At 69.9% G+C, this 21,471-nt stretch carries 19 protein-coding genes; 8 read left to right on the forward strand and 11 right to left on the reverse strand.

The window, feature by feature from the left end:
* Positions 1–246: 246 nt before the first annotated feature.
* On the reverse strand, positions 247–2,592 hold the full coding sequence (locus ABD798_RS08050; RefSeq protein ID WP_344872223.1) for a transketolase-like TK C-terminal-containing protein: 2,346 nt from the start codon (positions 2,590–2,592) through the stop codon (positions 247–249).
* Between the two features lie 122 nt (positions 2,593–2,714).
* Here ABD798_RS08050 and ABD798_RS08055 point away from each other — a divergent pair, with 122 nt between their 5' ends.
* The 4 genes from ABD798_RS08055 (at position 2,715) to ABD798_RS08070 (ending at position 6,637) form a co-directional block, all read left to right on the forward strand.
* Entirely contained in the window at positions 2,715–3,050 is a 336-nt protein-coding gene (locus ABD798_RS08055; protein ID WP_344872225.1) for a hypothetical protein, read from the forward strand.
* Entirely contained in the window at positions 3,047–4,462 is a 1,416-nt protein-coding gene (locus ABD798_RS08060; protein ID WP_344872227.1) for a sensor histidine kinase, read from the forward strand. Before ABD798_RS08055 ends, ABD798_RS08060 begins: the two co-directional genes overlap by 4 nt.
* Positions 4,459–5,121, forward strand: coding sequence for a response regulator transcription factor (locus tag ABD798_RS08065; protein ID WP_344872229.1), 663 nt, complete (start codon positions 4,459–4,461; stop codon positions 5,119–5,121). Before ABD798_RS08060 ends, ABD798_RS08065 begins: the two co-directional genes overlap by 4 nt.
* Positions 5,122–5,209: 88 nt before the next feature.
* Positions 5,210–6,637, forward strand: coding sequence for an alpha-amylase (locus ABD798_RS08070; protein ID WP_344872231.1), 1,428 nt, complete (start codon positions 5,210–5,212; stop codon positions 6,635–6,637).
* A 59-nt stretch (positions 6,638–6,696) separates the two neighbouring features.
* Here ABD798_RS08070 and ABD798_RS08075 read toward each other — a convergent pair whose 3' ends face one another.
* Positions 6,697–6,984, reverse strand: a complete 288-nt coding sequence (locus ABD798_RS08075; RefSeq protein ID WP_344872233.1) for a hypothetical protein — start codon at positions 6,982–6,984, stop codon at positions 6,697–6,699.
* Between the two features lie 224 nt (positions 6,985–7,208).
* Between ABD798_RS08075 and ABD798_RS08080 the strand changes: the two genes are divergently transcribed.
* The gene (locus ABD798_RS08080; RefSeq protein WP_344872235.1) at positions 7,209–7,541 is read left to right on the forward strand and encodes a hypothetical protein; all 333 of its coding nucleotides are present in this window, start codon (positions 7,209–7,211) and stop codon (positions 7,539–7,541) included.
* A gap of 7 nt (positions 7,542–7,548) precedes the next feature.
* Here the strand turns inward: ABD798_RS08080 and ABD798_RS08085 are convergent, their stop codons facing one another.
* The 3 genes from ABD798_RS08085 to ABD798_RS08095 all read right to left on the reverse strand — a co-directional run bounded on the left by ABD798_RS08085 (position 7,549) and on the right by ABD798_RS08095 (position 11,431).
* Positions 7,549–9,336 carry a gamma-glutamyltransferase family protein gene (locus ABD798_RS08085; RefSeq protein WP_344872237.1) on the reverse strand — a complete coding sequence of 596 codons (1,788 nt, stop codon included), beginning with the start codon at positions 9,334–9,336 and terminating at the stop codon, positions 7,549–7,551.
* Positions 9,337–9,384: 48 nt separating this feature from the next.
* The gene (locus ABD798_RS08090) at positions 9,385–9,822 is read right to left on the reverse strand and encodes a DoxX family protein (RefSeq protein WP_344872239.1); all 438 of its coding nucleotides are present in this window, start codon (positions 9,820–9,822) and stop codon (positions 9,385–9,387) included.
* Between the two features lie 310 nt (positions 9,823–10,132).
* Positions 10,133–11,431 carry a UDP-glucose dehydrogenase family protein gene (locus tag ABD798_RS08095; RefSeq protein ID WP_344872241.1) on the reverse strand — a complete coding sequence of 433 codons (1,299 nt, stop codon included), beginning with the start codon at positions 11,429–11,431 and terminating at the stop codon, positions 10,133–10,135.
* A 152-nt stretch (positions 11,432–11,583) separates the two neighbouring features.
* Between ABD798_RS08095 and ABD798_RS08100 the strand changes: the two genes are divergently transcribed.
* Together ABD798_RS08100 and ABD798_RS08105 are read left to right on the forward strand one after the other, a co-directional pair.
* Positions 11,584–12,546, forward strand: a complete 963-nt coding sequence (locus tag ABD798_RS08100) for an aldo/keto reductase (RefSeq protein ID WP_344872243.1) — start codon at positions 11,584–11,586, stop codon at positions 12,544–12,546.
* Positions 12,547–12,835: 289 nt separating this feature from the next.
* Positions 12,836–13,594, forward strand: coding sequence for an SDR family NAD(P)-dependent oxidoreductase (locus ABD798_RS08105; protein WP_344872245.1), 759 nt, complete (start codon positions 12,836–12,838; stop codon positions 13,592–13,594).
* Positions 13,595–13,603: 9 nt separating this feature from the next.
* On the opposite strand, the gene ABD798_RS08110 is transcribed toward ABD798_RS08105, so the two are convergent.
* Positions 13,604–15,244, reverse strand: a complete 1,641-nt coding sequence (locus ABD798_RS08110) for a TM0106 family RecB-like putative nuclease (RefSeq protein WP_344872247.1) — start codon at positions 15,242–15,244, stop codon at positions 13,604–13,606.
* 139 nt (positions 15,245–15,383) lie between these two features.
* Here ABD798_RS08110 and ABD798_RS08115 point away from each other — a divergent pair, with 139 nt between their 5' ends.
* Positions 15,384–15,827, forward strand: coding sequence for a DUF6474 family protein (locus ABD798_RS08115; protein WP_344872249.1), 444 nt, complete (start codon positions 15,384–15,386; stop codon positions 15,825–15,827).
* Here ABD798_RS08115 and ABD798_RS08120 read toward each other — a convergent pair.
* Genes ABD798_RS08120 through ABD798_RS08140 form a run of 5 tightly spaced genes read right to left on the reverse strand, consistent with a single transcriptional unit; the run spans position 15,824 to position 21,068 of the window.
* Positions 15,824–16,810 carry a glycine betaine ABC transporter substrate-binding protein gene (locus ABD798_RS08120; RefSeq protein ID WP_344872251.1) on the reverse strand — a complete coding sequence of 329 codons (987 nt, stop codon included), beginning with the start codon at positions 16,808–16,810 and terminating at the stop codon, positions 15,824–15,826. The two genes, ABD798_RS08115 and ABD798_RS08120, sit on opposite strands and share 4 nt — an antisense overlap.
* Positions 16,807–17,568, reverse strand: a complete 762-nt coding sequence (locus tag ABD798_RS08125) for an ABC transporter permease (protein WP_344872253.1) — start codon at positions 17,566–17,568, stop codon at positions 16,807–16,809. Before ABD798_RS08125 ends, ABD798_RS08120 begins: the two co-directional genes overlap by 4 nt.
* Before the next feature lie 34 nt (positions 17,569–17,602).
* Entirely contained in the window at positions 17,603–18,733 is a 1,131-nt protein-coding gene (locus ABD798_RS08130) for an ABC transporter ATP-binding protein (RefSeq protein ID WP_344872255.1), read from the reverse strand.
* The gene (locus ABD798_RS08135; protein WP_344872257.1) at positions 18,730–19,374 is read right to left on the reverse strand and encodes an ABC transporter permease; all 645 of its coding nucleotides are present in this window, start codon (positions 19,372–19,374) and stop codon (positions 18,730–18,732) included. Before ABD798_RS08135 ends, ABD798_RS08130 begins: the two co-directional genes overlap by 4 nt.
* Positions 19,371–21,068, reverse strand: coding sequence for a BCCT family transporter (locus ABD798_RS08140; RefSeq protein ID WP_344872930.1), 1,698 nt, complete (start codon positions 21,066–21,068; stop codon positions 19,371–19,373). The genes ABD798_RS08135 and ABD798_RS08140 overlap by 4 nt, the downstream gene beginning before the upstream one ends.
* Positions 21,069–21,471 lie beyond the last annotated feature (403 nt).

Raw genomic sequence — 21,471 nt, forward strand, 5'->3', positions numbered from 1 at the left:
AGCGGCGACGAGCGGCACCCCGAGCCGGGTTACGCCGACCCGTCGCGACGAACAAATCTCACTCTCCGACATAACACCAGGTCAGAGCCCCGCCGTCGCGCACGAACCCGCACAACGAGTCAGGGGTCCCCTTCGCGCCGGGGACCCCCTAACACTCATTTTCTCACGTCGCGCCCACAGGCGAGCGAAGTTATCCACAGGCTGAGCGAGTTGTCCACAGCCTGCTGCTCGCTCCCCGACAGGGCCTCAGTCGACGAGGTCGTGGGCCGCCGCGCGGATGGCGGAGGCGTCGATCCCGTGCAGGCGATGGGCGTCGCCGAGCGAGGACGACTGGCCGAAGTCGGTGACGCCGAGCGTGGTCGTGGGGACCCCGCGCACCGTGCCGAGGAAGGCGAGCGTGTGCGGGTGCCCGTCGAGCACGGTCACCAGCGGCACGTCCTCGGCGAAGAGCACGTCGAGGATCGACTCGTCCACGAGCGAGGCCGGACCGCCGGTCGACAGACCCGACTTGGACCGGGTCGCCCGAAACAGCAGGTCCGCGCTCGTCACCACGACGACCGCCGCCGAGACGCCCTCCGAGGCCAGGCCCGAAGCCGCGGCGAGCGCCTCGGGCACCATCGCGCCCATCGCGGCGATCACCACGTCCGGGGACTCCGGGGACACCAGGCGGTAGCCACCAGCGACCGCGTGCCGACGGCGCTGCTCCCGCTCCGCATCCGACGTGGGCACCGCGGCGAGCGCCTGGTCGACCGGGCGCGTGGACAGCCGGAAGTACGCCGAGCAGCCGCCGGGCTTGCCGACGAAGCTCATCGCGTGCAGCAGCGTCCACTCCAGGTCGGCGGCGAACGCGGGCTCGTAGGCGATCACGCCGGGGTGTTCGAGGCCGACCGACGGCGTGGTGATGCTCTGGTGCGCGCCGCCCTCGGGAGACAGCGTCACGCCGGACGGGGTGCCCAGCAGGATCGACTGACCGCCCGCGTAGATGCCGAAGGTCCACGGCTCCAGCGCGCGGTTGACGAACGGGTCGTAGATCGTGCCGATCGGGATCAGCGTCTCGCCCCACCGGCTCCACGTCGCGCCGAACTCACCGAGCGCGCCGACCAGGTTCACCTCGGCGATGCCCAGCTCGACGTGCTGGCCGACGGCGGCTTCGTCCCAGTGGATGCGGGTCTCCGGGTCGTCGGAGAACCAGTTCTTCGGAGGCCGCTCACCATCGACGGTGAACACTCCGACCTTGTTCAGCCACGCCGCGAGGTTGGTCGAGGACGCGACGTCGGGAGAGATCGTCACGACCCGCCCTGCCACCTCGGGGGCCTTGCGCCGCAGGTCCATCAGCACACGGCCGAACGCGGCCTGGCTGGAGGAGGTGCCCTTGTGCGCCGGGGAGACCTCGGTCGGCACGGAGAGCGGGCTGACCGCGCGGATCTCGGGGCGCTTCAGCCGCGAGGCGACGGCGGAGAGCAGCCCGGCCTCGGGGCTACCGACGTCGAACAGCCGCCACGGGTCGTCGACCGACGTGCCGAGCGACCCGGCGAGCGAGGCGTACTGATCGGGCTTGAGCAGCGCGGAGTGGTTGGCGGGGTGGCCCTCGACGGGCAGGCCGCGCCCCTTCACCGTGTACGCGAAGACGACGGTCGGCCGGGTCTGGTCGGCCCCGGCGAAGGTGTTCATCAGCCCGCCGAGGTCGTGCCCGCCGAGGTCGCGCAGCGCCGCCGTGAGGCCCGCGTCGTCCACAGTGGACAGAAGGCGGCCGAACGCGGGGTCTGGGCGCTCACCGACGAGGCGCGCGCGCAGCTCGTCCCCGCTCGTGCGCAGCATCCGCTGGTACTCGGCGTTGGGCATGCTGTCGATCCGGGCGCGCAGCAGCTCGCCGCCGTCAGCCTCGAACAGCGACGTCAGCAGCGGGCCGTACTTGCAGGTCAGGACCTCCCACCCGGCCGCTGCGAACATTCCGGACATTCGGTCGTAGGCGATGCCGGGGATGACGCGGTCCAGCGACTGGCGGTTGAGGTCGACCACCCACAGCAGCTCGCCGAGCTGGGCGACCTGCGGGTCGTGCACGGCCTCCCAGACCGCGCCCTCGTCCAGCTCGGCGTCGCCGACCAGGGCGATCATCCGGCCGCGCGGGCTGGTGGAGCGGCCGCCGCCGAAGTGCGCGTCGCAGTACCGGCGGGCCAGCGCCGCCCAGATGGTCGCGGTGGCGCCGATGCCGACGGAGCCGGTGGAGAAGTCGACGGTGTCGGGGTCCTTGGTGCGCGACGGGTAGGACTGCAACCCGCCCAGCTCGCGCAGGCGCGGCAGGTACGAGGCGTCCAGGTCGCCGAGCAGGTAGTTGAGCGCGTGCAGCACCGGTGAGGCGTGCGGTTTCACGCTGACCCGGTCCTCGCTGGTCAGCGAGCCGCACCAGAGCGCGGTCATCAACGAGACCATCGACGCCGAGGACGCCTGGTGGCCGCCGACCTTGAGGCCGGAGGAGTCACCGCGCACGTGGTTGGCGTGGTGCACGATCGAGGTGGCGAGCCACAACACCCTTCGCTCAACAGAGCGCAGGACGTCGAGGTCAAGGCCGGTTTCGGTAGCGACGCTGCTCACAGCTCGGGACGGTAGACGACGGCAGTGGCCTTCGGGCAGCGACGAACCTCACCAGCGGCAGATGAAGAGACCCTCATCCGGGTCTCACGGTGGCTTCGAAGTCGGAGCCCAGAGTGGCTGTCATGACTTCTTCGAGCCGCATCGGCATCGTGTCCCTGGTCACCGCCGGAGTGATCGGCCTCACTGCGGGGGTGTACGCGTTCGCCGGTCAGCCCGCCACTCCGCCCGTGGTCTCCGGCGAGGCCCAGGTGCCGCCCTTCCCCGGCCTGGTGAACACCGTCCAGCCCCAGCCCGGCGCGCCGGTCGCCCCGGTGGCCCCGGTGCTCTGCCAGGACGACGATGATGACCGCGACGATCTTGACGACATCAACGACCCGGACGACGTGAACGACCCCGATGACGTCGACGACGCCGACGACCTCGACGACCACCTGGATGACCTCGATGACTGCCGATGAGTGAGCCCGGAGCCCGCCGCGTCCCAGCACGTGTGCGGATCATGGGCTGGCTGCTGGGCCTGATGGTCGCGGTGCTCGGCGTCGTGGTCCTGATGGTCTGGCAGCTCTCGCTCACCGACGTGGACAACCGGGTCAACCGCGGCCTTGAGCAGGAGGTCCGCGAGTTCGCCGACTTCGTCCATGCGGGCAGGGACCCGCGCACGGGCGAGCCGATCTCCGATCCGACGAGGCTGCTCGCCGCGCACCTGTCCACGCAGTACCCGGAGAACAACGAGGTGCACGCCGGGGTCGTGGTGCAGCCGGACCGGATGACCATCCGCGTCGAGGGCAATCCCGCCTACGACATGCGCTCGGACGAGGAGCTGTTCCGCCGGATCGTCGACGCGCCGTCGAGCTACGGCGACACCGGGACCGAGGGCGGCACGATCCGCTGGGCGAAGACCCGGCTGTCCGGTGAGCAGATCGCCCCGTCCTACTTCGTCACCGCGTACTTCGTCGGCGGGATGCGCGCGGCGGCGTTGTCCACCGTGCGCATCCTGTTGCTGGTCAGCGGTTTCGGCCTGGTGCTCGCGGCAGGGGTGGCGTGGGTGGTCGCCGGTCGCATCCTGGCGCCGGTGCGGACCGTGCGGCAGGCCGCCGCGGAGATCACCGAGCACGACCTCTCCCGCCGCATCCCGGTGCACGGCAAGGACGACATCTCCGCGCTGGCCGAGCAGTTCAACGCGATGCTCGACCGCCTCGAGCACGCTTTCGGCACCCAGCGCAGCTTCCTCGACGACGCAGGGCACGAGCTGCGGACGCCGATCACGATCATCCAGGGCCACCTCGAACTCATGGGCGACGATCCGGCCGAGCGCGCCGAGGTCGTGCGGCTGTGCACCGACGAGCTGGACCGGATGAGCCGCATCGTCGGCGACCTCCTGCTGCTGGCGAAGGCGGAGCGGCCGGACTTCGTGAACCCGCACGAGGTGGTGCTGCACGAGCTGACCAGCGACATCGACGCCAAGGTCCGCGCGCTGGGCGAGCGCAGGTGGGTGCTGGAGGCGATGGGCGAGGGCACGGTGCGGCTGGACGAGCAGCGCGTCACGCAGGCCGTGGTGCAGCTCGCGCAGAACGCGGTGCAGCACACCGGGACCGGCGCGGAGATCCGCATCGGCTCGGCGCTGATCGACGGGCGGGTGTCGTTCTGGGTCACCGACTCCGGGCCGGGAGTCCGCGCGGAGGAGCACGAGAAGATCTTCCAGCGCTTCGGCCGCGCCACCGGACGACGGGACCGGACGGGGGCGGGGCTGGGGTTGGCGATCGTGCTGGCCATCGCCGAGGCGCACCACGGCACGGCTGGGGTCGTCTCCGAGCCCGGGCTGGGCGCGACCTTCCGCATCGACCTGCCCGCGACGGGAGAACAGCAGTGAGCCGCATCCTGATCGTCGAGGACGAGCAGCGCATCGCCTCCTTCGTGGAGAAGGGCCTGCGCGCCAACGGGTTCAGCACCACGGTGGTCGGCGACGGGGAGACCGCGATCGACTACGCGGTGACCGGCGGCTTCGACCTGGTGGTGCTCGACCTCGGCCTGCCGGACCGGGACGGCTTCTCCGTGCTGCGCGCGCTGCGCGAGGCCAAGGTGACCGCGCCGGTGATCATCCTGACCGCGCGGGACTCCGTGCACGACACGGTCGCGGGCCTGGAGGGCGGCGCCGACGACTACATGACCAAGCCGTTCCGCTTCGAGGAGCTGCTGGCGCGCGTGCGGCTGCGGCTGCGCGGTCCGGAGCGGGCGCCGGAGGTGACGGTGCTGCGGCACGAGGACCTGTCGCTGGACCTGCGCAGCCGCCGCGCCCAGCTGCCCGGTCAGGTGGTCGACCTGACCGCGCGGGAGTTCGCGCTGCTGGAGCTGTTCCTCCGGCACCCCGGCCAGGTGCTCGCGCGGGAGCAGATCCTGTCGCACGTGTGGGGCTACGACTTCGATCCCGGCTCGAACGTGGTGGACGTCTACGTGCGGGCGCTGCGGAAGAAGGTCGGGGCCGAACGGATCGACACGGTGCGCGGGATGGGCTACCGCCTCGGTCGCTAATTCTTGAAAATATTTGCAGGCTCTGTCCTGAATCCGCCATCCCCTGCATGATCGAGCGATCGCCCCCTCCCAGTGCTGCGAGGTCTCGATGCGAAAGCTCGTTCTGGCCGCTTCTTCCCTGCTTGCGGCCACCCTGTTAGCGCCGGTCACGGCATCAGCCGCGCCGCCGGGCGGCAAGGACGTGATCGTCAGGCTGTTCCAGTGGAACTGGCCGTCGGTGGCCAAGGAGTGCAAAGAATTTCTGGGTCCGCGCGGCGTCGGTGCCGTGCACGTGTCCCCGCCGCAGGAGCACGTCGTGCGCCCGGACCTCGGCAGCCCGTGGTGGCAGGACTACCAGCCGGTCAGCTACAAGATCGAGAGCCGCCGCGGTGACCGCGCCGCGTTCGCCTCGATGGTGCGCTCCTGCAAGTCGGCGGGCGTGCAGGTCTACGTCGACACCGTGATCAACCACATGGCCGGTCAGGACGTGCCGGGCAAGGGCTGGGCCGGCAGCGGCTACGACCACTACTCCTACCCCGGCATCTACGCCGACAAGGACTTCCACCACTGCGGTCGCAACGGCAACGACGACATCAAGAACTACTTCGACCGCTTCGAGGTGCAGAACTGCGAGCTGGTGAACCTCGCGGACCTGAAGACCGAGAGCGAGCCGGTGCGCAACCGCATCGCGGGCTACCTCAACGACCTGCTCTCGCTCGGGGTCGACGGGTTCCGCATCGACGCGGCCAAGCACATGGCGTCGGCGGACATCGGCGCGATCAAGGCCAAGCTCTCGCGCCCGGCCTACATCTTCCAGGAGACGACCTTCGCCGCCGGTGAACCGATCGTGCCGGAGGAGTACCTGCCCAACGGCGACGTGAAGGTGTTCTCCTACGGCTACGACCTCGCGCGGATCTTCAACCAGGAGAAGCTGTCCCACCTGCGCACCTTCGGCTCCTCGTTGCCCAGCGACAAGGCCGTGGTGTTCACCGACAACCACGACACGCAGCGCGGGCACCCGGTGCTGACGCACAAGGACGGCGGTCGCTACGCCCTGGCCAACGCGTTCGTGCTGGCGTGGCCGTACGGCACCCCGCAGGTGATGAGCTCCTACGAGTTCGCCAACACCGACCAGGGTCCGCCGAGCGATGCCGCCGGGCGCACCAAGAACACGACCTGCTTCGCCGACGGCTGGCGCTGCGAGCACCGGTGGCAGGTGATCGGCAACATGATCGGCTTCCACAACGCGGTGCGCGGCACGAACGTGAACAGCTGGTGGGACAACGGGAACGACCTGATCACCTTCGGTCGCGGCGACAAGGGCTACCTCGTGCTCAACGACGAGGGCTCCGCCGTCACCGGCCGCTCGTTCCGCACCCCGCTGCCTGCTGGCAAGTACTGCGACGTGATCCACGGGGACTTCTCCGGCGGCAAGTGCTCCGGCCCTGTGTACACAGTGGACAGTGGCGGTTGGTTCCGCGCCGACGTGGCCGCGCACGACGCGATCGCGTTGCACGCCAACGCCCGCGTGGGCTGACTCGGCACAACGGCTCGTTCAGCGCACTGGGGGTGCGCTGAACGAGCCGCTGGGTTTCGTCAGCAGCGCTCCAGGCGGTCGACCCGCGCGCTCCAGCTGTAGTGGTCCTTGCGCTGGCCGGGCTTGTAGACCTTGCAGTCGCTGTCCGTCGCGAACTTCATCACCAGCTTGACGCGCTGGGTGCTCTTGCAGTGGTTGGTCACCTCAATGCGTGCCTTCCACTGGTTGTCCTTCCACGTCACACAAGTCGGCGCGTAGTCACGGGCCGATGCGGGGGCGACCGTCAGCAACGGCGCGAGGACCGCCAGTCCGACTCCGGCCAGCGCGGCCCGACGAAAATGCTTCACCACAACTCCCAACTGAGAAACCAGGACACCCACAGAGATGCGCTGCGGGTTCTCCCCGTTCCGGTTCGCGAGTGCCATTCGGGTGTGGCCGAACCGATCAGCCCGGCGGCGCAGCCCTGATTGAAATCCGAGAATTCGACCAGAGGCGAAATCAAATCCCCGCCGCGCGATCCGCACACCCGCAGAGTAGGCTATTTAATCAAGCCACTCCAAGGAGTAATCACATGCGCAAAACTTTCGCGTTTGCTTCCGCCTTCTCCATCGCGGCAAGCCTGCTGGCAGTGCCGGTCGCCGCTGCCGCAGACAGCCCGTGCCCCAAGGGAAGCATCGTCGGCTTCAAGGAGAAGAGGAACGGCTGGGAGTGCCGGAAAAAGAAGGGTAAGGAAACGATCGACTTTCTTAAGATCACCGGCTGCTGGGCGGCGAGTGGCCACAAGATAGTTCTCAAATTCGTCGGGGAGAGGCCGTCGACCTGGGATGAGGTGTCCTGTTCGAACGGCAAGAAGCGGAGCTTCCCCGAAATGACGAGAACGATCGCCAGGGCCGAGTACTCCTGACCGGCGTTCACCGCCCGGCGGCGTAGCCCTGGTTCCCGCGCGGATTGGCCGCGCCGTAAAGGAATCCGGTCTCCGGGTCGCGCGCGACGGCCGACATCCTGCCCAGCGACCAGGCACCGCCGTCCACGACGCGGTGCCCGCGCTCCGTCAGCGAGGCGATCGTGGAAGCGCCGAGCCGTGACTCCACGACCAACTCCCCCGGTGTCCAGTTGCGCGGGTAGAACGAGCTGGGCACGGCGTTGGAGTGCCAGGAGGGCGAGTCGATCGCGGCCTGGAGGTTGAGCCCGCCGACGGTGTGCGCCAACCAGAAGCACAGCTGCCACTGGTCCTGCTGGTCCCCACCGGGCGTGCCGAAGGCGAGAACCGGCTGGCCGTTCCTGCTGGCCATGGACGGGCTGAGCGTGATGCGCGGTCGCTTGCCGGGCGCGAGGGAGTTCGGCAGTCCTTCGTCGAGCCAGAACATCTGCGCGCGCGTGCCCAGGCAGAACCCGAGCGCGGGGATCGTCGGCGAGGACTGGAGCCAGCCGCCGGAGGGCGTCGCCGACACCATGTTCCCCCAGCGGTCCACCACGTCGACGTGCACCGTGTCGCCGCGCGTGGTGCCGGTGCGCGACACCGTCGGCTCGCCAACGCCTACCGCCGAGCTGACCGGCTCAGCGGCCCGCCCGGAGTCCACATAGGACGGAAGCGCCGCGCTCCGTCCCTCCGGCGAGCCGGGCCGCAGCTCCAACGACGCCCGCGAGCCGATCAACGATGCGCGGGAAGCCGCGTACGCCCGCGACACCAGCGCGTCGATCGGCACGTCGGGATCGTCGCCGTACCAAGCCTCCCGGTCGGCGAACGCGAGCTTCGTCGCCTCGACCGCCTGGTGCACGGTGTCCGCCGTCGCCACACCGTCCACATAGGACAGAGAACGGCCTTCGAGCAGCCGCAGCTGCTGAGCGAGCGTCGGCCCCTGGCTCCATCGGCCGATCTTGTGCAGCGCCCAGCCGTCCGCGAGGTCGACCGTCAGCGGCGCCTCGTAGGACGCCTGCCAGCTCGCGATGTCCTGCGCCGTCAGCACTCCCGCGTGATCACCGCCGGAGTCGTCGCGCACCGGAGTGCGGCAGAACGCGTCGATCTCCTCCGCCACGAAGCCCTGCGACCACGCACGTCGAGCAGCATCGATCTGCGCTTCACGCCCGTTGACCGCATCCGCCTCAGCGAGCAGGCGCTCCCACACGTCGGCCAGCACGGGGTTGGTGAAGCGACTGCCCGCAGCCGGTGGCTTGCCGTCGCGCAGCCACATCGCCGCCGAGCTGTGCCAGTGCTCGGTGAACAGCTCAGCGACCGTGGCGATCGTCATCGGCACGCGGTCGATCAGCGGGAAGCCGTCGCGCGCGTAGCCGATCGCATAACCGAGGACCTGGCGCAGCGAGCGCGTGCCGTGATCGCGCAGCAGAGTCAGCCAGCCGTCCCAAGCGCCGGGCACCGTGGCCGCGAGCAGCCCCGTTCCCGGGACGAGGTCGAGCCCTTGGTCCCGGTAGTGCCCGATGCTCGCGCCCGCCGGGGCGACGCCTTGGCCGCACAGGACCTCGACGCTGTCGGAGCCCGCCGTCGCGAACAGCGCGGGCACCTCGCCGCCGGGGCCGTTGAGGTGCGGCTCCACGACCTGGAGGACGAAGCCCGCCGCGACCGCCGCGTCGAAGGCGTTGCCGCCGTCCTCCAGCACCGCCATGCCCGCCGCCGAGGCGAGCCAGTGCGTGGAGGCCACCATGCCGTAAGTCCCGACGAGCTCGGGCCTGGTCGTGAACACGCTCCCAACCTAGGCGAAGTCGTTAGACTTGCTAAGTACCGTATCGATTCAGAGCGCCGCACCCACACAGGCCGCCACGAAAACGACCTGCATCACCGTGCGCGGAACGAGCGGCGTCGCGGGTCGTCCGCCGAAGTCCATCCGCTTCACCGCCGCGTGGACGTTCGCCGGGAACATCGCCAGCAGCAGCAACGCGAGGCAGATCGCCGCGATGCGAGCCGTCGCCGGAACGAGCACCCCGACCGCGCCCGCGATCTCCAGCACGCCCGTGACCGTGACCAGAAGACCCGGGTTCGGCAGCCACGGCGGAACCATCGCGATCATGCCCGCGCGCAGCTTCGACCAGTGCGCGAAGCCCGTCAGCAGGAACATCAGCGCGACGCCCACCCGCAGCGCCGACTGCCACCCGTCCAGGACGTCGACTCCGAGCAGTCCCACGACGCGCGCAAGACCCCAACCAGCGAGAAGTGCGATCAACGGTGCCATGCCCGCAAGCATAACACCGTTTCAGAACGCCGTTACAAAACCGTTTCACTCAGGGGTTTGCCGCACTTAACGATGATCAACAGGCGGGTTCGCTGTACTTGAAGACCAGCAAACCACCGCTGCCACCCGCCACGGCCCAGAAACCGCCAGCCGCCAACCAAACTCCGGTCGGCTTTACCTGGGGTGCGCGTGCCATACGCTCGCGCGAGGGCCGGGTGTTCCACCCGTGCCCCTGTCATGCCCAGGGGCACGCGCAAGGGGCCCAGGTCAAGCCGACCCCCACGCTGGAACCGGTGCGAGCTGGAAACAGCTAGTCCACGGGCTGCATGCCGACGCCGCGCCAGCTCAGCCCCGCGCGGCGGAGCACGTCGGGGTCCAGGTGGTTGCGGGTGTCCACGACGACCCGGCCCTCCAGCAGCGAAGCCACCCGCGCCCAGTCCAGCGTGCGGAACTCCGGCCACTCGGTCAGCAGCACCAGGCCCGCCGCCCCCTTGGCCACCTCGTACGCGTCGTCGACCACGCGCACGGTGTCGGTCACGCCCGGAACCGCTCCGGCCACACCGGGGTCGTAGGCGGTCAGCTCGGCGCCCTCGTCGCGCAGCAGCTCGGCGACGGCGAGCGCGGGCGAGTCGCGCAGGTCGTCGGTGCCCGCCTTGAACGTCAGCCCGAGCAGCCCGAGCCGCACGCCGTCCAGCGATCCCCCGCAGGCCTCGCGGATCTTGGTGACGATGCGCTGCCGCTGGCGGGTGTTGGTGTCGATGGTGGCGCGCAGCAGCATGAAGTCGAAGTCGACCGCGTCGGCGGCCTGGATCAGCGCGTGCGTGTCCTTCGGCAGGCAGGAGCCGCCCCAACCCGGCCCGGGCTGGAGGAACGCCTGGCCGATCCTGCGGTCGTAGCCGATGCCCTCGGTGACGTCGGCGACGTTGGCGCCCAACCGCTCCGACAGCTCGGCGATCGCGTTGACGTAGGACAGCTTCATCGCGAGGAAGCAGTTCGCCGCGTACTTGACCAGCTCGGCGCTGGGCGCGTCGGTGAGCACGGTCGGCGCGCCGAGCCGCGCGTAGAGCGCCGCGACCCGCTCGGCCGCGTCCTGGGCGCTGGAGCCGACCACGATCCGGTCGGGGTTGAGGAAGTCGTGCACCGCGCTGCCCTCGCGCAGGAACTCCGGGTTGCTCACCACGGCGATGTCCGGGCGGTTCAGCAGCTGGTGCATGCGCTCGGCGGTGCCGACGGGCACGGTCGACTTGTTCACCACCACGCAGCCAGCGGGCAGCAGGTCGCGCACCTCGGAGATCACCGACTCCACGGCCACCAGGTCGGCCGCGCCGCCGACGCCCATCGGGGTCGGCACGCACATGAAGACGACCTCGGCGTCCAGCACGGCCTTGCTCGCGCCGAGCACGAACTCCAGCCGTCCCGCCGCGAGCCCCTCCGCGACCAGCTCGCTCAGCCCCGGCTCCAGGATGGAGACGCGGCCCGCCGACAGCCGGTCCACCTTCTCCGGATCGACGTCCGCGCAGGTCACGCGATGCCCGAGCGAGGCAAGGCACGCGCCCGTCGTCAGTCCGACATAGCCGGAGCCGACAACGGCGATACGACGGGCGAACACGACACCACCCCCGAGGCGGCCAGGGAAGAGAGGACTGAAGAGCGGACCACAGCCCTGGCATCCTGGCATCGTGCACGGACGCATCGCCAACCGGCCAATTCTGCGCAACTGGGAGTGACTGAGCGGTAACCGGGCATTAGGGTCATCGGCTTGTGGAGCAGCGTCGTCTAGGTAATTCCGGCCTCGTCGTGAGTGCCGTCGGCCTCGGGTGCAACAACCTGGGCAGGCCCGGCACACCAACGGAGTCGCTGGCGGGCACCCGCGAGGTGATCAACGCCGCTCTGGAGTCCGGGGTGACCTTCTTCGACGTCGCCGACGTCTACGGCGCGCCGCGCGGCCGCAGCGAGGACCTGCTCGGACAGGCGCTGACCGGGGTCCGCGAGCACGCGGTGATCGCCACCAAGTTCGGCATGGACATGCAGGGCACCAACGGCCCCGACTTCGGCGCGCGGGCCTCGCGGCGCTACATCACCAGGGCCGTGGAGTCCTCGCTGCGCAGGCTCAACACCGACTGGATCGACCTCTACCAGCTGCACCGGCCCGATCCGTCGACCCCGGTCGAGGAGACGCTGGCCGCGGCCGACGACCTGATCAGCTCGGGCAAGGTCCGCTACGTCGGGCACTGCAACCTGGCGGGCTGGCAGATCGCCGACGCCGCGTGGACGGCGAAGACCACCAACCACGTCGCGCCCATCTCCGCGCAGAACCACTACTCGCTGCTGGAGCGCGAGGCCGAGCGCGACGTGATCCCCGCGTGCACCCGCTTCGGGCTGGGCCTGCTGCCGTACTTCCCGCTGGCCAACGGCCTGCTCACCGGCAAGTACCAGCGCGACGCCGAGCCGCCTGCTGGCAGCCGCCTCGTCGGCAGGGAGCGGTTGCTCTCCGACGCCCCGTGGGAGCGCATCGACGCGCTGCGCGGGTTCGCCGAGGAGCGCGGGATCTCCATGGTCGACCTCGCCGTCGGCTGGCTGGCGCACCAGCCCTCGGTGGCTTCGGTGATGGCGGGCGCGACCAGCGCGGAGCAGATCAAGGGCAACGCCGAGGGCTCGCGCTGGCGGCCGAGCGCCGAGGACCTCCAGGAGATCGACCGGATCTGCCCGCCCGGCCGCCGCTGAGTCACGCTCAGTAACGAGTCAGGTCGCCCGTTCGCTGATCTCCACTGGCCACATGGCCGATGCTCACGCAGTGTGCGGGCAGCCAGGATTTCTCCATGGAGCTTCTCGGAATCCTCGCCCTCCTCGGTGGGCTCGCGCTGCTGGCGGCCGTGCCGCTGGTCGCCGTGCTGCACACCGTGGAGGCCCGCCGACGGTAAGCCATCTCACCTCCCAAGCGCTCGCTTGGACCCCGTAGCCTCACAGCGCGGGCGGCAGCTCGGGCCGCCTTCTCAACGCTGAGAGGACAGGCATGCAGATCACCGACACCGCTGCGATCGTCACCGGTGGTGCTTCCGGCCTCGGGGCGGCCACGAGCCGCGCCCTCGCCGCCAAGGGAGCGCGCGTGTTCGCGCTTGACCTGGAGAACTCCATCAAGACCGCCGACCAGGTGGACGGCGTCACCTACGTCGAGGCCGACGTCACCAACCCCGAGCAGGTGCAGGCCGCCATCGAGCAGGCGAACGCCGCCGGCCCGCTGCGCGTCGTGGTGAACTGCGCGGGAGTCGGCTGGGCAGGCCGCATCCTGAACAAGGCGGGCGAGGCGCACGACTACGACCTGTTCCGCAAGGTCGTGGAGATCAACCTGGTCGGCACGTTCAACGTGATGCGCCTGACCGCGGCCGCCATCGCCACCACCGAGGAGCTCGAGGGCGGTCACCGCGGCGTCATCATCAATACCGCCTCGGTCGCGGCCTTCGAGGGCCAGATCGGCCAGATCGCCTACTCCGCGTCCAAGGGCGGCGTCGTCGGCATGACCGTGCCCGCAGCGCGCGACCTGTCCAACAAGGGCATCCGCGTGATGACCATCGCCCCGGGCCTGGTCAACACCCCGATGCTGGCCGGTGTCGACGAGAAGTTCCGCGAGGGCCTCGCCGCGGGCGTCCCGTTCCCGAAGCGCCTCGCCGAGCCGGAGGAGTACGCCAAGCTCGCCGCGATGATCGTCGAGCACGACTACCTCAACGGCGAGGTCATCCGCATGGACGGCGCCCTCCGCATGGCGCCGCGCTAGAAAAAACCCTCAGAGGTCGCCCGCGAACGGGAGTTCGTGGGCGCCCTCGGAGCTCATCCAGCTGCGCAGGGTCCACGTGGCCATCACGTCGTCCTCGTTGTACTCCAGCAGCCGCCGCCGCTGGTCGGACTGGGGCGCCTCGCCGTCCATCCCGACCGCGTCGCGGTACCACCGCATGGAGTTCTCGCCGCCCGCCTCGGGGTCCCGCCAGTGGAAGCCCGCGGCGGGCGCGATCGTCTTGAGGCCCTTGCCGTTGGCGCACAGGAACTGGTCGCGCACGATGCCGAACAGGTCGACCCACTGTCCGGAGTGGATGAACGCCTTGACCTCGGCGACCGTCGGCACTCCGGGCTGCCCGGCGAAGCGCTCCGCGCTCGAGAGCATCCACCGGTTCTCCGCGAGCTCGTTGTAGCAGTAGGCGCGGAAGCTCAGCCCGCGCGCACGCGCACGCACCCGGATGCCGGTCAGCCACGTCCAGAACTCGCCGAACGAGCGGCCCTCGTCCTCGGTCGGCAGCGGCTCCCAGGTCGCGAAGGCGCGGTAGCCCTGCCCCTCGTCGACGTCCGCGCCGGAGAGCCAGCAGCCCCACAGGTACGCGCCCGAGTCGCCGAAGCTCTCCATGTCCACGTCGACCTCGACATCGGCGCGCGGCACGTCGATCCGCTCGACGCGGCGCACCAGGTTCATCCCCCGCAGCCACGCGCGAGCCAGCAGCACGGAGTCCTCGAACGGCATGCCCACCAGGGGAACCGGCGCCTCCGCGCGCGGGTCGAGCTCGGCCAGCCTGTCCACAGTGGACACTCCGATCCCTCGGAGCGCCGCCGCGTCCTCACCGCGCACCACCAGGCTGACGTCGCGGGTGTCGCGCAGCTGCGACTCGCAGGTCGGCCACCACGGGCAGGTCCTGCACTCCACGATCCGCGAGGGCCTTGCGAGCGGGTCGGCCTCCGCGCGGGCCGCCCGAGCAACGGCGAGCCGGTCGGCGAAGCGGGCGTCGTACTCCGAGAGCGCGGTGCGGCCGTTGGGCCAGGTCGGTGCTTCGAGGTCGTGCCAGAGCACCACGTCGGCGTCCATGCCGATCACCCCGCCGGTCGCCCTCCCCGACGCGGCGAAACCGCTGGCCTGCAACAGCCGCGTGGCGTGCGCCAACCTCAGCTGGTCACGGGGCTGCGGGCGGACCTTGCGCAGCGGGTCGGAGCGCGCGCCACCGGGGTAGGGCAGGCTCAGCGGCGAGGTCCTCGCGCCGGAGCCGGGGTCGGAGACCTTGTGCCGCACCACGATCAGCGGCACGTAGCCGCCGTAGGGACTGCGCACCAGCAGCTCGACCCCGCCGCGACGGCCGCCGAGCGGGTCAGCGGGCAGCAGCCCGCCCCACACGTACGGCGCACCGGCGGAGAGCAGCGCGAGGGTGACGCGTTCACGGTCGGCGGCGGACTCCCCCGTCGGCACCTCGGCCCACTGCGCTCCGAGGCCGCGCGCGAGCCGGTCGGCGACCGCCCTGCGGTGCGCTTGGGCGTCGGCCATCCGCTGGGCACCGGCCGGATCGGTCGGCGCCTTCGGCACGTCCGCCATGTTCGGGTCGTGTTCCAGGTGCACGCGACGTCGGCAGCGGTTCACCACCCCCGCGTCCAGCAACACCTGAGAACTCACATACCCCAGGGTAGGTGCCCCGCCCGAGATCAGTGGCAGGTACTCCGGCTTCGATCACCAATCGTTGACCCGCGCGCCGCGCTGCCGTGCCCGCCGCTGCGCCATAGTGTGGCCAGGAGATCGCGGAGGTGACGGCAGGATGGCGCGCAAGCGGCGAGTTCCCAAGCTCACGGCCAGCAACACGAAGAACCTGATCGGCGTCGGCAAGGTGCTGATCCCGGTGCTCGCGCCGATCGCGCTGAAGGCCGCGTCGGTGGCGCGCGAGCGCTACGACCAGATGCGGGCGCGCAAGCTCGGCGTCCCCGTCGACAGCCTCGCCCAGTTCTCCGGCAAGGGCGGTGCGCTGCACGCGCGCCTGGTCGGCGTCGGCAACGCGATCGGTGACCTGCGCACGAGCGGACGCTCCACACCCGAGGCGGACGAGTTCGCCGCTGACAGCGAGCAGCGACTCGTCCAGCTCGCCTCGGCGGTGCGGGCCGCCGAGCGCATGCCGACGGCACGGCGCAAGGCGGCCCACCACAGCGTCGCGGCGGAGCTGGACCGGATGGAAGCGGAGCTGCTGCGCCGCTTCGGGGTCAGCTAGCCGCGCGTCACCACGGGCCCGGTCAGGGTCACGAAGCCCTGCTCGACCAGCCAGTTCCTGGCCACGTCGGCGGGGTCCTTGCCGTTGACGTCCACCTGGGCGTTGAGCCTGAGCATCACGTCGTTGGTCAGCCTGTCCGCGATCGGCTTGATCACCTCAGCGATCTCCGGGTGCTTCTCGAACAGCTCCTGCCGGATGTTCAGCGCGGCGTTGTAGCGCGGGAAGAACTTCTTGTCGTCCTCCACGACGGCCAGGTCGAGCGCGAGGATGCGCCCGTCGGTGGTGAACACCTCGCCGAAGTTGCAGATCTTGCTGTCGGTCATCGCCGGGTAGATCGCGCCCGTGGCCAGCGTCCGCACGTTCTCCTTCTTCACGGAGAACCCGTAGGTCTGCTGGAGCCCGGGGAACCCGTCGTTGCGGTTGGCGAACTCGGTCTCGACGCAGAACGTCGCCTCCGCCGGGTTCTCCTTGGCCAGCCTGGCGATGTCGGAGGTGGTCTTGATGCCGAGGCGCTGCGCGTTCTGCTTGGTCATCGCGAACGCGTAGGTGTTGTCCAGCGGCGCCATGTTCACCCAGACGACCTTGTTCTTCTCCAGGTCGGCCTTGCGCACGGCCTCGAACTGCGCTGCCGCGTCCGGGATCGCGTCGGTGTTGCCCAGGTAGCTGATCCACGAGGTGCCGGTGTACTCCCACACCAGGTCGATCTGCCCGCTGGTCAACGCGTCCCGCTGCGAGTTGGAGCCGGAGATGTTGGTCAGGTCGCGGACCTTCGCGCCCGCGGCGGTCAGCGCGAACTCCGCGAGGTAGCCCAGGATGATCTGCTCGCTGAAGTCCTTTGAGCCGACCGTGATCTCCACGTCCCGCAGCTGCGGGATCGGCCGGATGCTGCCGGGCTTCACCTCCAGCGGCACCGACGATCCCGCCGACAGCCCGCACCCCGACAGCAGCGCGACGCACGCCAGTACAGCGACAGCTTTCCTCATCGCAGCCCCCTCGGTCCGAGCAGTTGTTCCGCCAACGCGCCGAGCCAGTCCACGAGCAGGGCCAACGCGACCGCGAGCACCGCGCCGACCACCAGGACCGACGTGCGCCGCAGCTTGTAGCCGGTATCGATCATCACGCCGAGCCCGCCGCCGTCGACGAGCATCGCCAGCGTCGCCACTCCGACCGCGAGCACGAGCGCGGTCCGCAGACCGGCCAGCACGAACGGCACGGCGAGCGGGAACTCGATGCGCCGCAGCACGGAGAAGCCGGACATGCCGATCCCCCTGCCCGCCTCGACGAGCGACGGATCGACCTGCTGGAGGCCGACCATCGTGTTGCGCAGCACCGGGAGCAGCGCGTAGAGCGCGGTCGGCAGCACCACCACCCAGAACCCGGTCCACCCTGTCGCCAGGAAGAACAGCACCAGCAGACCGACCGCAGGCGCGGCCTGGCCGATGTTGGCTATGCCGAGCACCAGCGGCGCGAGCGGCTTCGCCCACCGACGGGTCAGCACCACGCCCAGCGGCACCGCCACCACCAGCACGAGTGCGGTCACCACTGCGGTGATCTCCACGTGCTGCCAGGTGAGCGAGAGGATGGTCGAGGCGTTGATGCTGCGCTTCTCGATGTCGTCGAGGTCGCTGCTGAACGCCCACGCCAGCACCACGCCGACGATGCCGAGCACGATGAGCGGCTGGGCGTAGAGCCTGATCCGCTCGGCCCGGCGCGAACCGCGCTCGGCGGTGGGCGCGGTCATGATGCCGCCTCCGCTGGGAAGATCACGTCGCCGGTCACGCCCTTGCCTCTTCTCGGAGCTGGCGGATCGTGGTCATGACGGTGTCGATGTCCACGACGCCGACGTACTCGCCCCGGGTGCCGACAACGACCGCCTGCCCGTCGTCGTCGGTGAGGATCGCTTCGAGCGCGTCCTGCAACGTCGACGCCTCGGACACGCTGTCCTCCACCGGGCGTCCCGCCGTGCGCAAGGACTTCCCCGGCCCGAGGTCGCGCGCGGAAACCCACCGCAACGGCCTGCGGCGCGCGTCGAGCAGGAGCCCGCTGCCCTTGCCGACGCGCTCGCGCAGCTGCTCCGGCGAGTCGTCGACGGTCGCGGTCGGCACGTCGCCGTGCTCGACGTCGCGCACCCGCAACAGCGTGAGCTGCTTGAGCGATGCGCCCGCGCCGACGAATCCGGCAACGGTGTCATCGGCCGGGTTGGCCAGGATCGCGTCCGGGGTGTCGTACTGGAGGATCTTCGAGCGGTCCCCCAGCACGGCGATCCGGTCGCCCAGCTTCACGGCCTCGTCGAAGTCGTGGGTGACGAACACGATCGTCTTGCCCAGCTCGGATTGCAGCCGCAGCAACTGGTCCTGGAGGTTGCCCCTGGTGATCGGGTCGACCGCGCCGAAGGGCTCGTCCATCAGCAGCACCGGCGGGTCGGCCGCGAGCGCCCTTGCCACGCCGACGCGCTGCTGCTGGCCGCCGGAGAGCTGGCGCGGGTAGCGGTCCCGGAACTCGCTGGGCTCCAGTCCGACCAGGTCCAGCATCTCCTCCACCCGGTCGGCGATCTTGTTCTTGTCCCAGCCGACCAGGCCGGGCACCACGCCGACGTTCTGCCCGACGGTCATGTGCGGGAACAGGCCCGCCTGCTGGATCGCGTAGCCGATCCGCCGCCGCAGCTGGTCCGGGTCGAGCTTGAGCGCGTCCTCGCCGCCGATGGTGATCCGCCCGCCGCTCGGCTCGATCAGCCGGTTGATCATCTTCATCGTGGTGGTCTTGCCGCAGCCGGAGGGGCCGACGAAGACCACCGTCTCCCCCGCCGGGATGGTCATGGTGACCTCGTCCACCGCCGCGGTCTTCTGGCCGGAGTAGCGCTTGCTGACGTTGTCGAGGTGGATCTCCACACCGGTCTTGCCGTTCACCGAATCCCCCTCGGGGTGGTCAGTCGACCGACGAGCACCCACAGCCCGTCGATCACCAGGGCCAGCACGATCACGCCGAGGGTTCCGGCGACCGCCATGTTCACCGCGTTCGCTCCGCCGACCCGTTGCAGGCCGGAGAAGATGAGGTTGCCGAGCCCGGGTCCCTTGGCGTACGCGGCGATCGCCGCGATGCCCATGAGCATCTGCGTGCTGACCCGCATGCCCGCGAGGATCGACGGCCACGCCAGCCGCAGCTCGATCCGCGTCAGCACACCGGCCCTGCTCATCCCGATGCCGCGCGCCGCGTCCGTCACCGATCTGTCCACACTGGACAGTCCGACGATGGTGTTGCGCACGATCGGCAGCAGCGCGTAGAGCACGAGCGCGGTCACCGTCGGAGCGACACCGAGCCCCAGCACGGGGATCAGCAGGCCCAGCAGGGCGAAGGACGGAATGGTCAGCACGGCACTGGTCAGCGCCGTCGCGACCGCCGAACCTCCGGGGCTGCGGTACACCCCGACGCCGACGAGGACCCCGATCACCGCGGCGATCACCGTGCACTGGAGCACGGCGCTCGCGTGCAGCGAGGCGTCCACGAGCACCTGCTCCCACCGGGAAGCCAGGAACTCCCAGAAGCTCACCGCAGCGCCTCGTTCTCAGTGATCTTGGAAGCCTCGGCGACCGGCACCTTGCCGTTGCTGGAGCCGTTCCCGTTGGCGCCGTTGCCCTCGCAGATCTCCAGCGCGAACTCCTCGCCGTACTGCTCGGTGCCCTGGATGACGGCCGCCTCCACGACCTCGAGGCCCTTGTTCTCCCTGCGCACCAACGGATCGCTGCGCAGATCCTTGGCGAGCGAGACGCACATCGCCACCATCACGGCGGCGAACGGAACGGCCGCGATGATCGTCAGCTTCTGCAGGCCGTCCAGTGCCGTCGCCCCGCCGACCATCAGCATCACCGCGGCGACCGCGCCGGTCAGCGCACCCCAGAACACCACGACGGACTTCTTCGGCTCGATCGAGCCGCGCTGCGAGAGCGTCCCCATCACGATCGAGGCCGCGTCGGCCCCGGACACGAAGAAGATCGCCACCAGGACCATCACCACCACGCTCGCGATGCCCGCCCAGCCAGGGAACTGCTGGAGCACGCCGAAGAGCTTCGCCTCCTGGCCGCTGGCACCCGCCAGGTCGACGCCGTTGCGCTGGAAGTTCAGCGCGGTGCCGCCGAGGATCGCGAACCACAGCAGGCTGACCATGCTGGGCACCAGGATCACGCCGCTGACGAACTGGCGGATGGTGCGGCCACGGCTGATCCGCGCGACGAACATGCCGACGAACGGCGTCCACGAGATCCACCACGCCCAGTAGAAGATCGTCCAGTCGCCGAGCCAGCTGGCCATGGCGTCACCACCGCTGGCGGCGGTGCGCGCGGCCATCTCGGCGGCGTCGGCGAAGTAGTGGCCGATCGAGGCGGGCAGCAGGTTCAGGATCAGCACCGTCGGGCCGACCACGAACAGGAACAGCGCGAGCAGCCCGGCCAGCACCATGTTGATGTTGGACAGCCACTGGATGCCCTTGGCGACACCGGACACCGCCGAGGCGATGAAGGCGATGGTCAGCACCACGATGATCAGCACGAGCACCGTGGTGCCCGCCGACTCCATCCAGCCGACCTCCTTCAGCCCGCGCCCGATCTGGAGCGCGCCGAGGCCGAGCGAGGCGGCCGAGCCGAAGAGGGTCGCGAAGATCGCCATCACGTCGATGGCCTTGCCGATGGGACCGTTGGCCTGCTTCTTGCCGATCAGCGGCTCGAACGCGGCGCTGATCAGCTGGCGCCTGCCCCTGCGGAAGCTGCCGTAGGCGATGGCGAGCCCGACCACCGCGTAGATCGCCCACGGGTGCAGCGTCCAGTGGAAGAGGGTGGTGGCCATCGCCGTTTCCAGCGCCTCGTCCGTCATCGGTGGGACGGTGCCGGGCGGTGGGTTGGTGAAGTGCGAGAGCGGTTCGCTGACGCCGTAGAACATCAGCCCGATGCCCATACCGGCGCTGAACATCATCGCCACCCAGGACACGGTGCGGAACTCCGGTTCCTCACCGTCCTTGCCGAGCGGGATCTTGCCGTAGCGGCTCAGCGCCAGCCACAGCGCGAAGACCACGAAGCCCGATGCGGCGAGCACGAAGGCCCAGCCCGCGTTCGCGATGATCCACTTCAGGATGGCGCCGGAGACGGTGCTCAGGCTCTCGGTGCCGAAGACGCCCCAGCCGATGAAGGCGAGCGTGACGACGGCCGCGACCCCGAACACGACGGGGTCCAGCCGCGCGGGGCGCTCGGCCAGCGACGGCGTCCTCGGTTCGCCGGGCAGTGTCGTGGCCCCCTCAGGTTCCAGGGGACGGTGGTCTTCCTGTCGCTGGTGTTCTGGGTTCTCGGTAGCCACGATGCAGTGCGCCGCTAGGCGCGCCCTCCTTCACAAAAGCGAACAGAAGCGCCACGCGGCCGGACCCGTCGCCCCAGGCGAACCCGTCTTCACAGACCGGCCCCGACCGCCTTCAGCGATCCCAACCTGACCCGTTCGGCGTAGCGGGGTCAACCGGACTCACCGTCGGCGTGGCCTAACCGACACCCTTTCTGCTCCATCAGTCGCAATCAGTTCCGCGATGCGCAACAACCGCGGCAGCTGCGTCCGCGCTGCTTAGCCCGTCCGTGTGATGCCACGGAGAACGGCGCAGGGATTACCCGAT

It is taken from the genome of Allokutzneria multivorans (assembly GCF_039537405.1).
Lineage (GTDB): Bacteria > Actinomycetota > Actinomycetes > Mycobacteriales > Pseudonocardiaceae > Allokutzneria > Allokutzneria multivorans.

Bases quoted from the DNA above. Each gene is read 5' to 3' on its own strand.
- ABD798_RS08055 (WP_344872225.1), top strand. From the start codon at position 2,715: ATGACTTCTTCGAGCCGCATCGGCATCGTGTCCCTGGTCACCGCCGGA.
- ABD798_RS08060 (WP_344872227.1), top strand. From the start codon at position 3,047: ATGAGTGAGCCCGGAGCCCGCCGCGTCCCAGCACGTGTGCGGATCATG.
- ABD798_RS08070 (WP_344872231.1), top strand. From the start codon at position 5,210: ATGCGAAAGCTCGTTCTGGCCGCTTCTTCCCTGCTTGCGGCCACCCTG.
- ABD798_RS08080 (WP_344872235.1), top strand. From the start codon at position 7,209: ATGCGCAAAACTTTCGCGTTTGCTTCCGCCTTCTCCATCGCGGCAAGC.
- ABD798_RS08090 (WP_344872239.1), bottom strand. From the start codon at position 9,822: ATGGCACCGTTGATCGCACTTCTCGCTGGTTGGGGTCTTGCGCGCGTC.
- ABD798_RS08105 (WP_344872245.1), top strand. From the start codon at position 12,836: ATGCAGATCACCGACACCGCTGCGATCGTCACCGGTGGTGCTTCCGGC.
- ABD798_RS08115 (WP_344872249.1), top strand. From the start codon at position 15,384: ATGGCGCGCAAGCGGCGAGTTCCCAAGCTCACGGCCAGCAACACGAAG.
- ABD798_RS08120 (WP_344872251.1), bottom strand. From the start codon at position 16,810: ATGAGGAAAGCTGTCGCTGTACTGGCGTGCGTCGCGCTGCTGTCGGGG.
- ABD798_RS08125 (WP_344872253.1), bottom strand. From the start codon at position 17,568: ATGACCGCGCCCACCGCCGAGCGCGGTTCGCGCCGGGCCGAGCGGATC.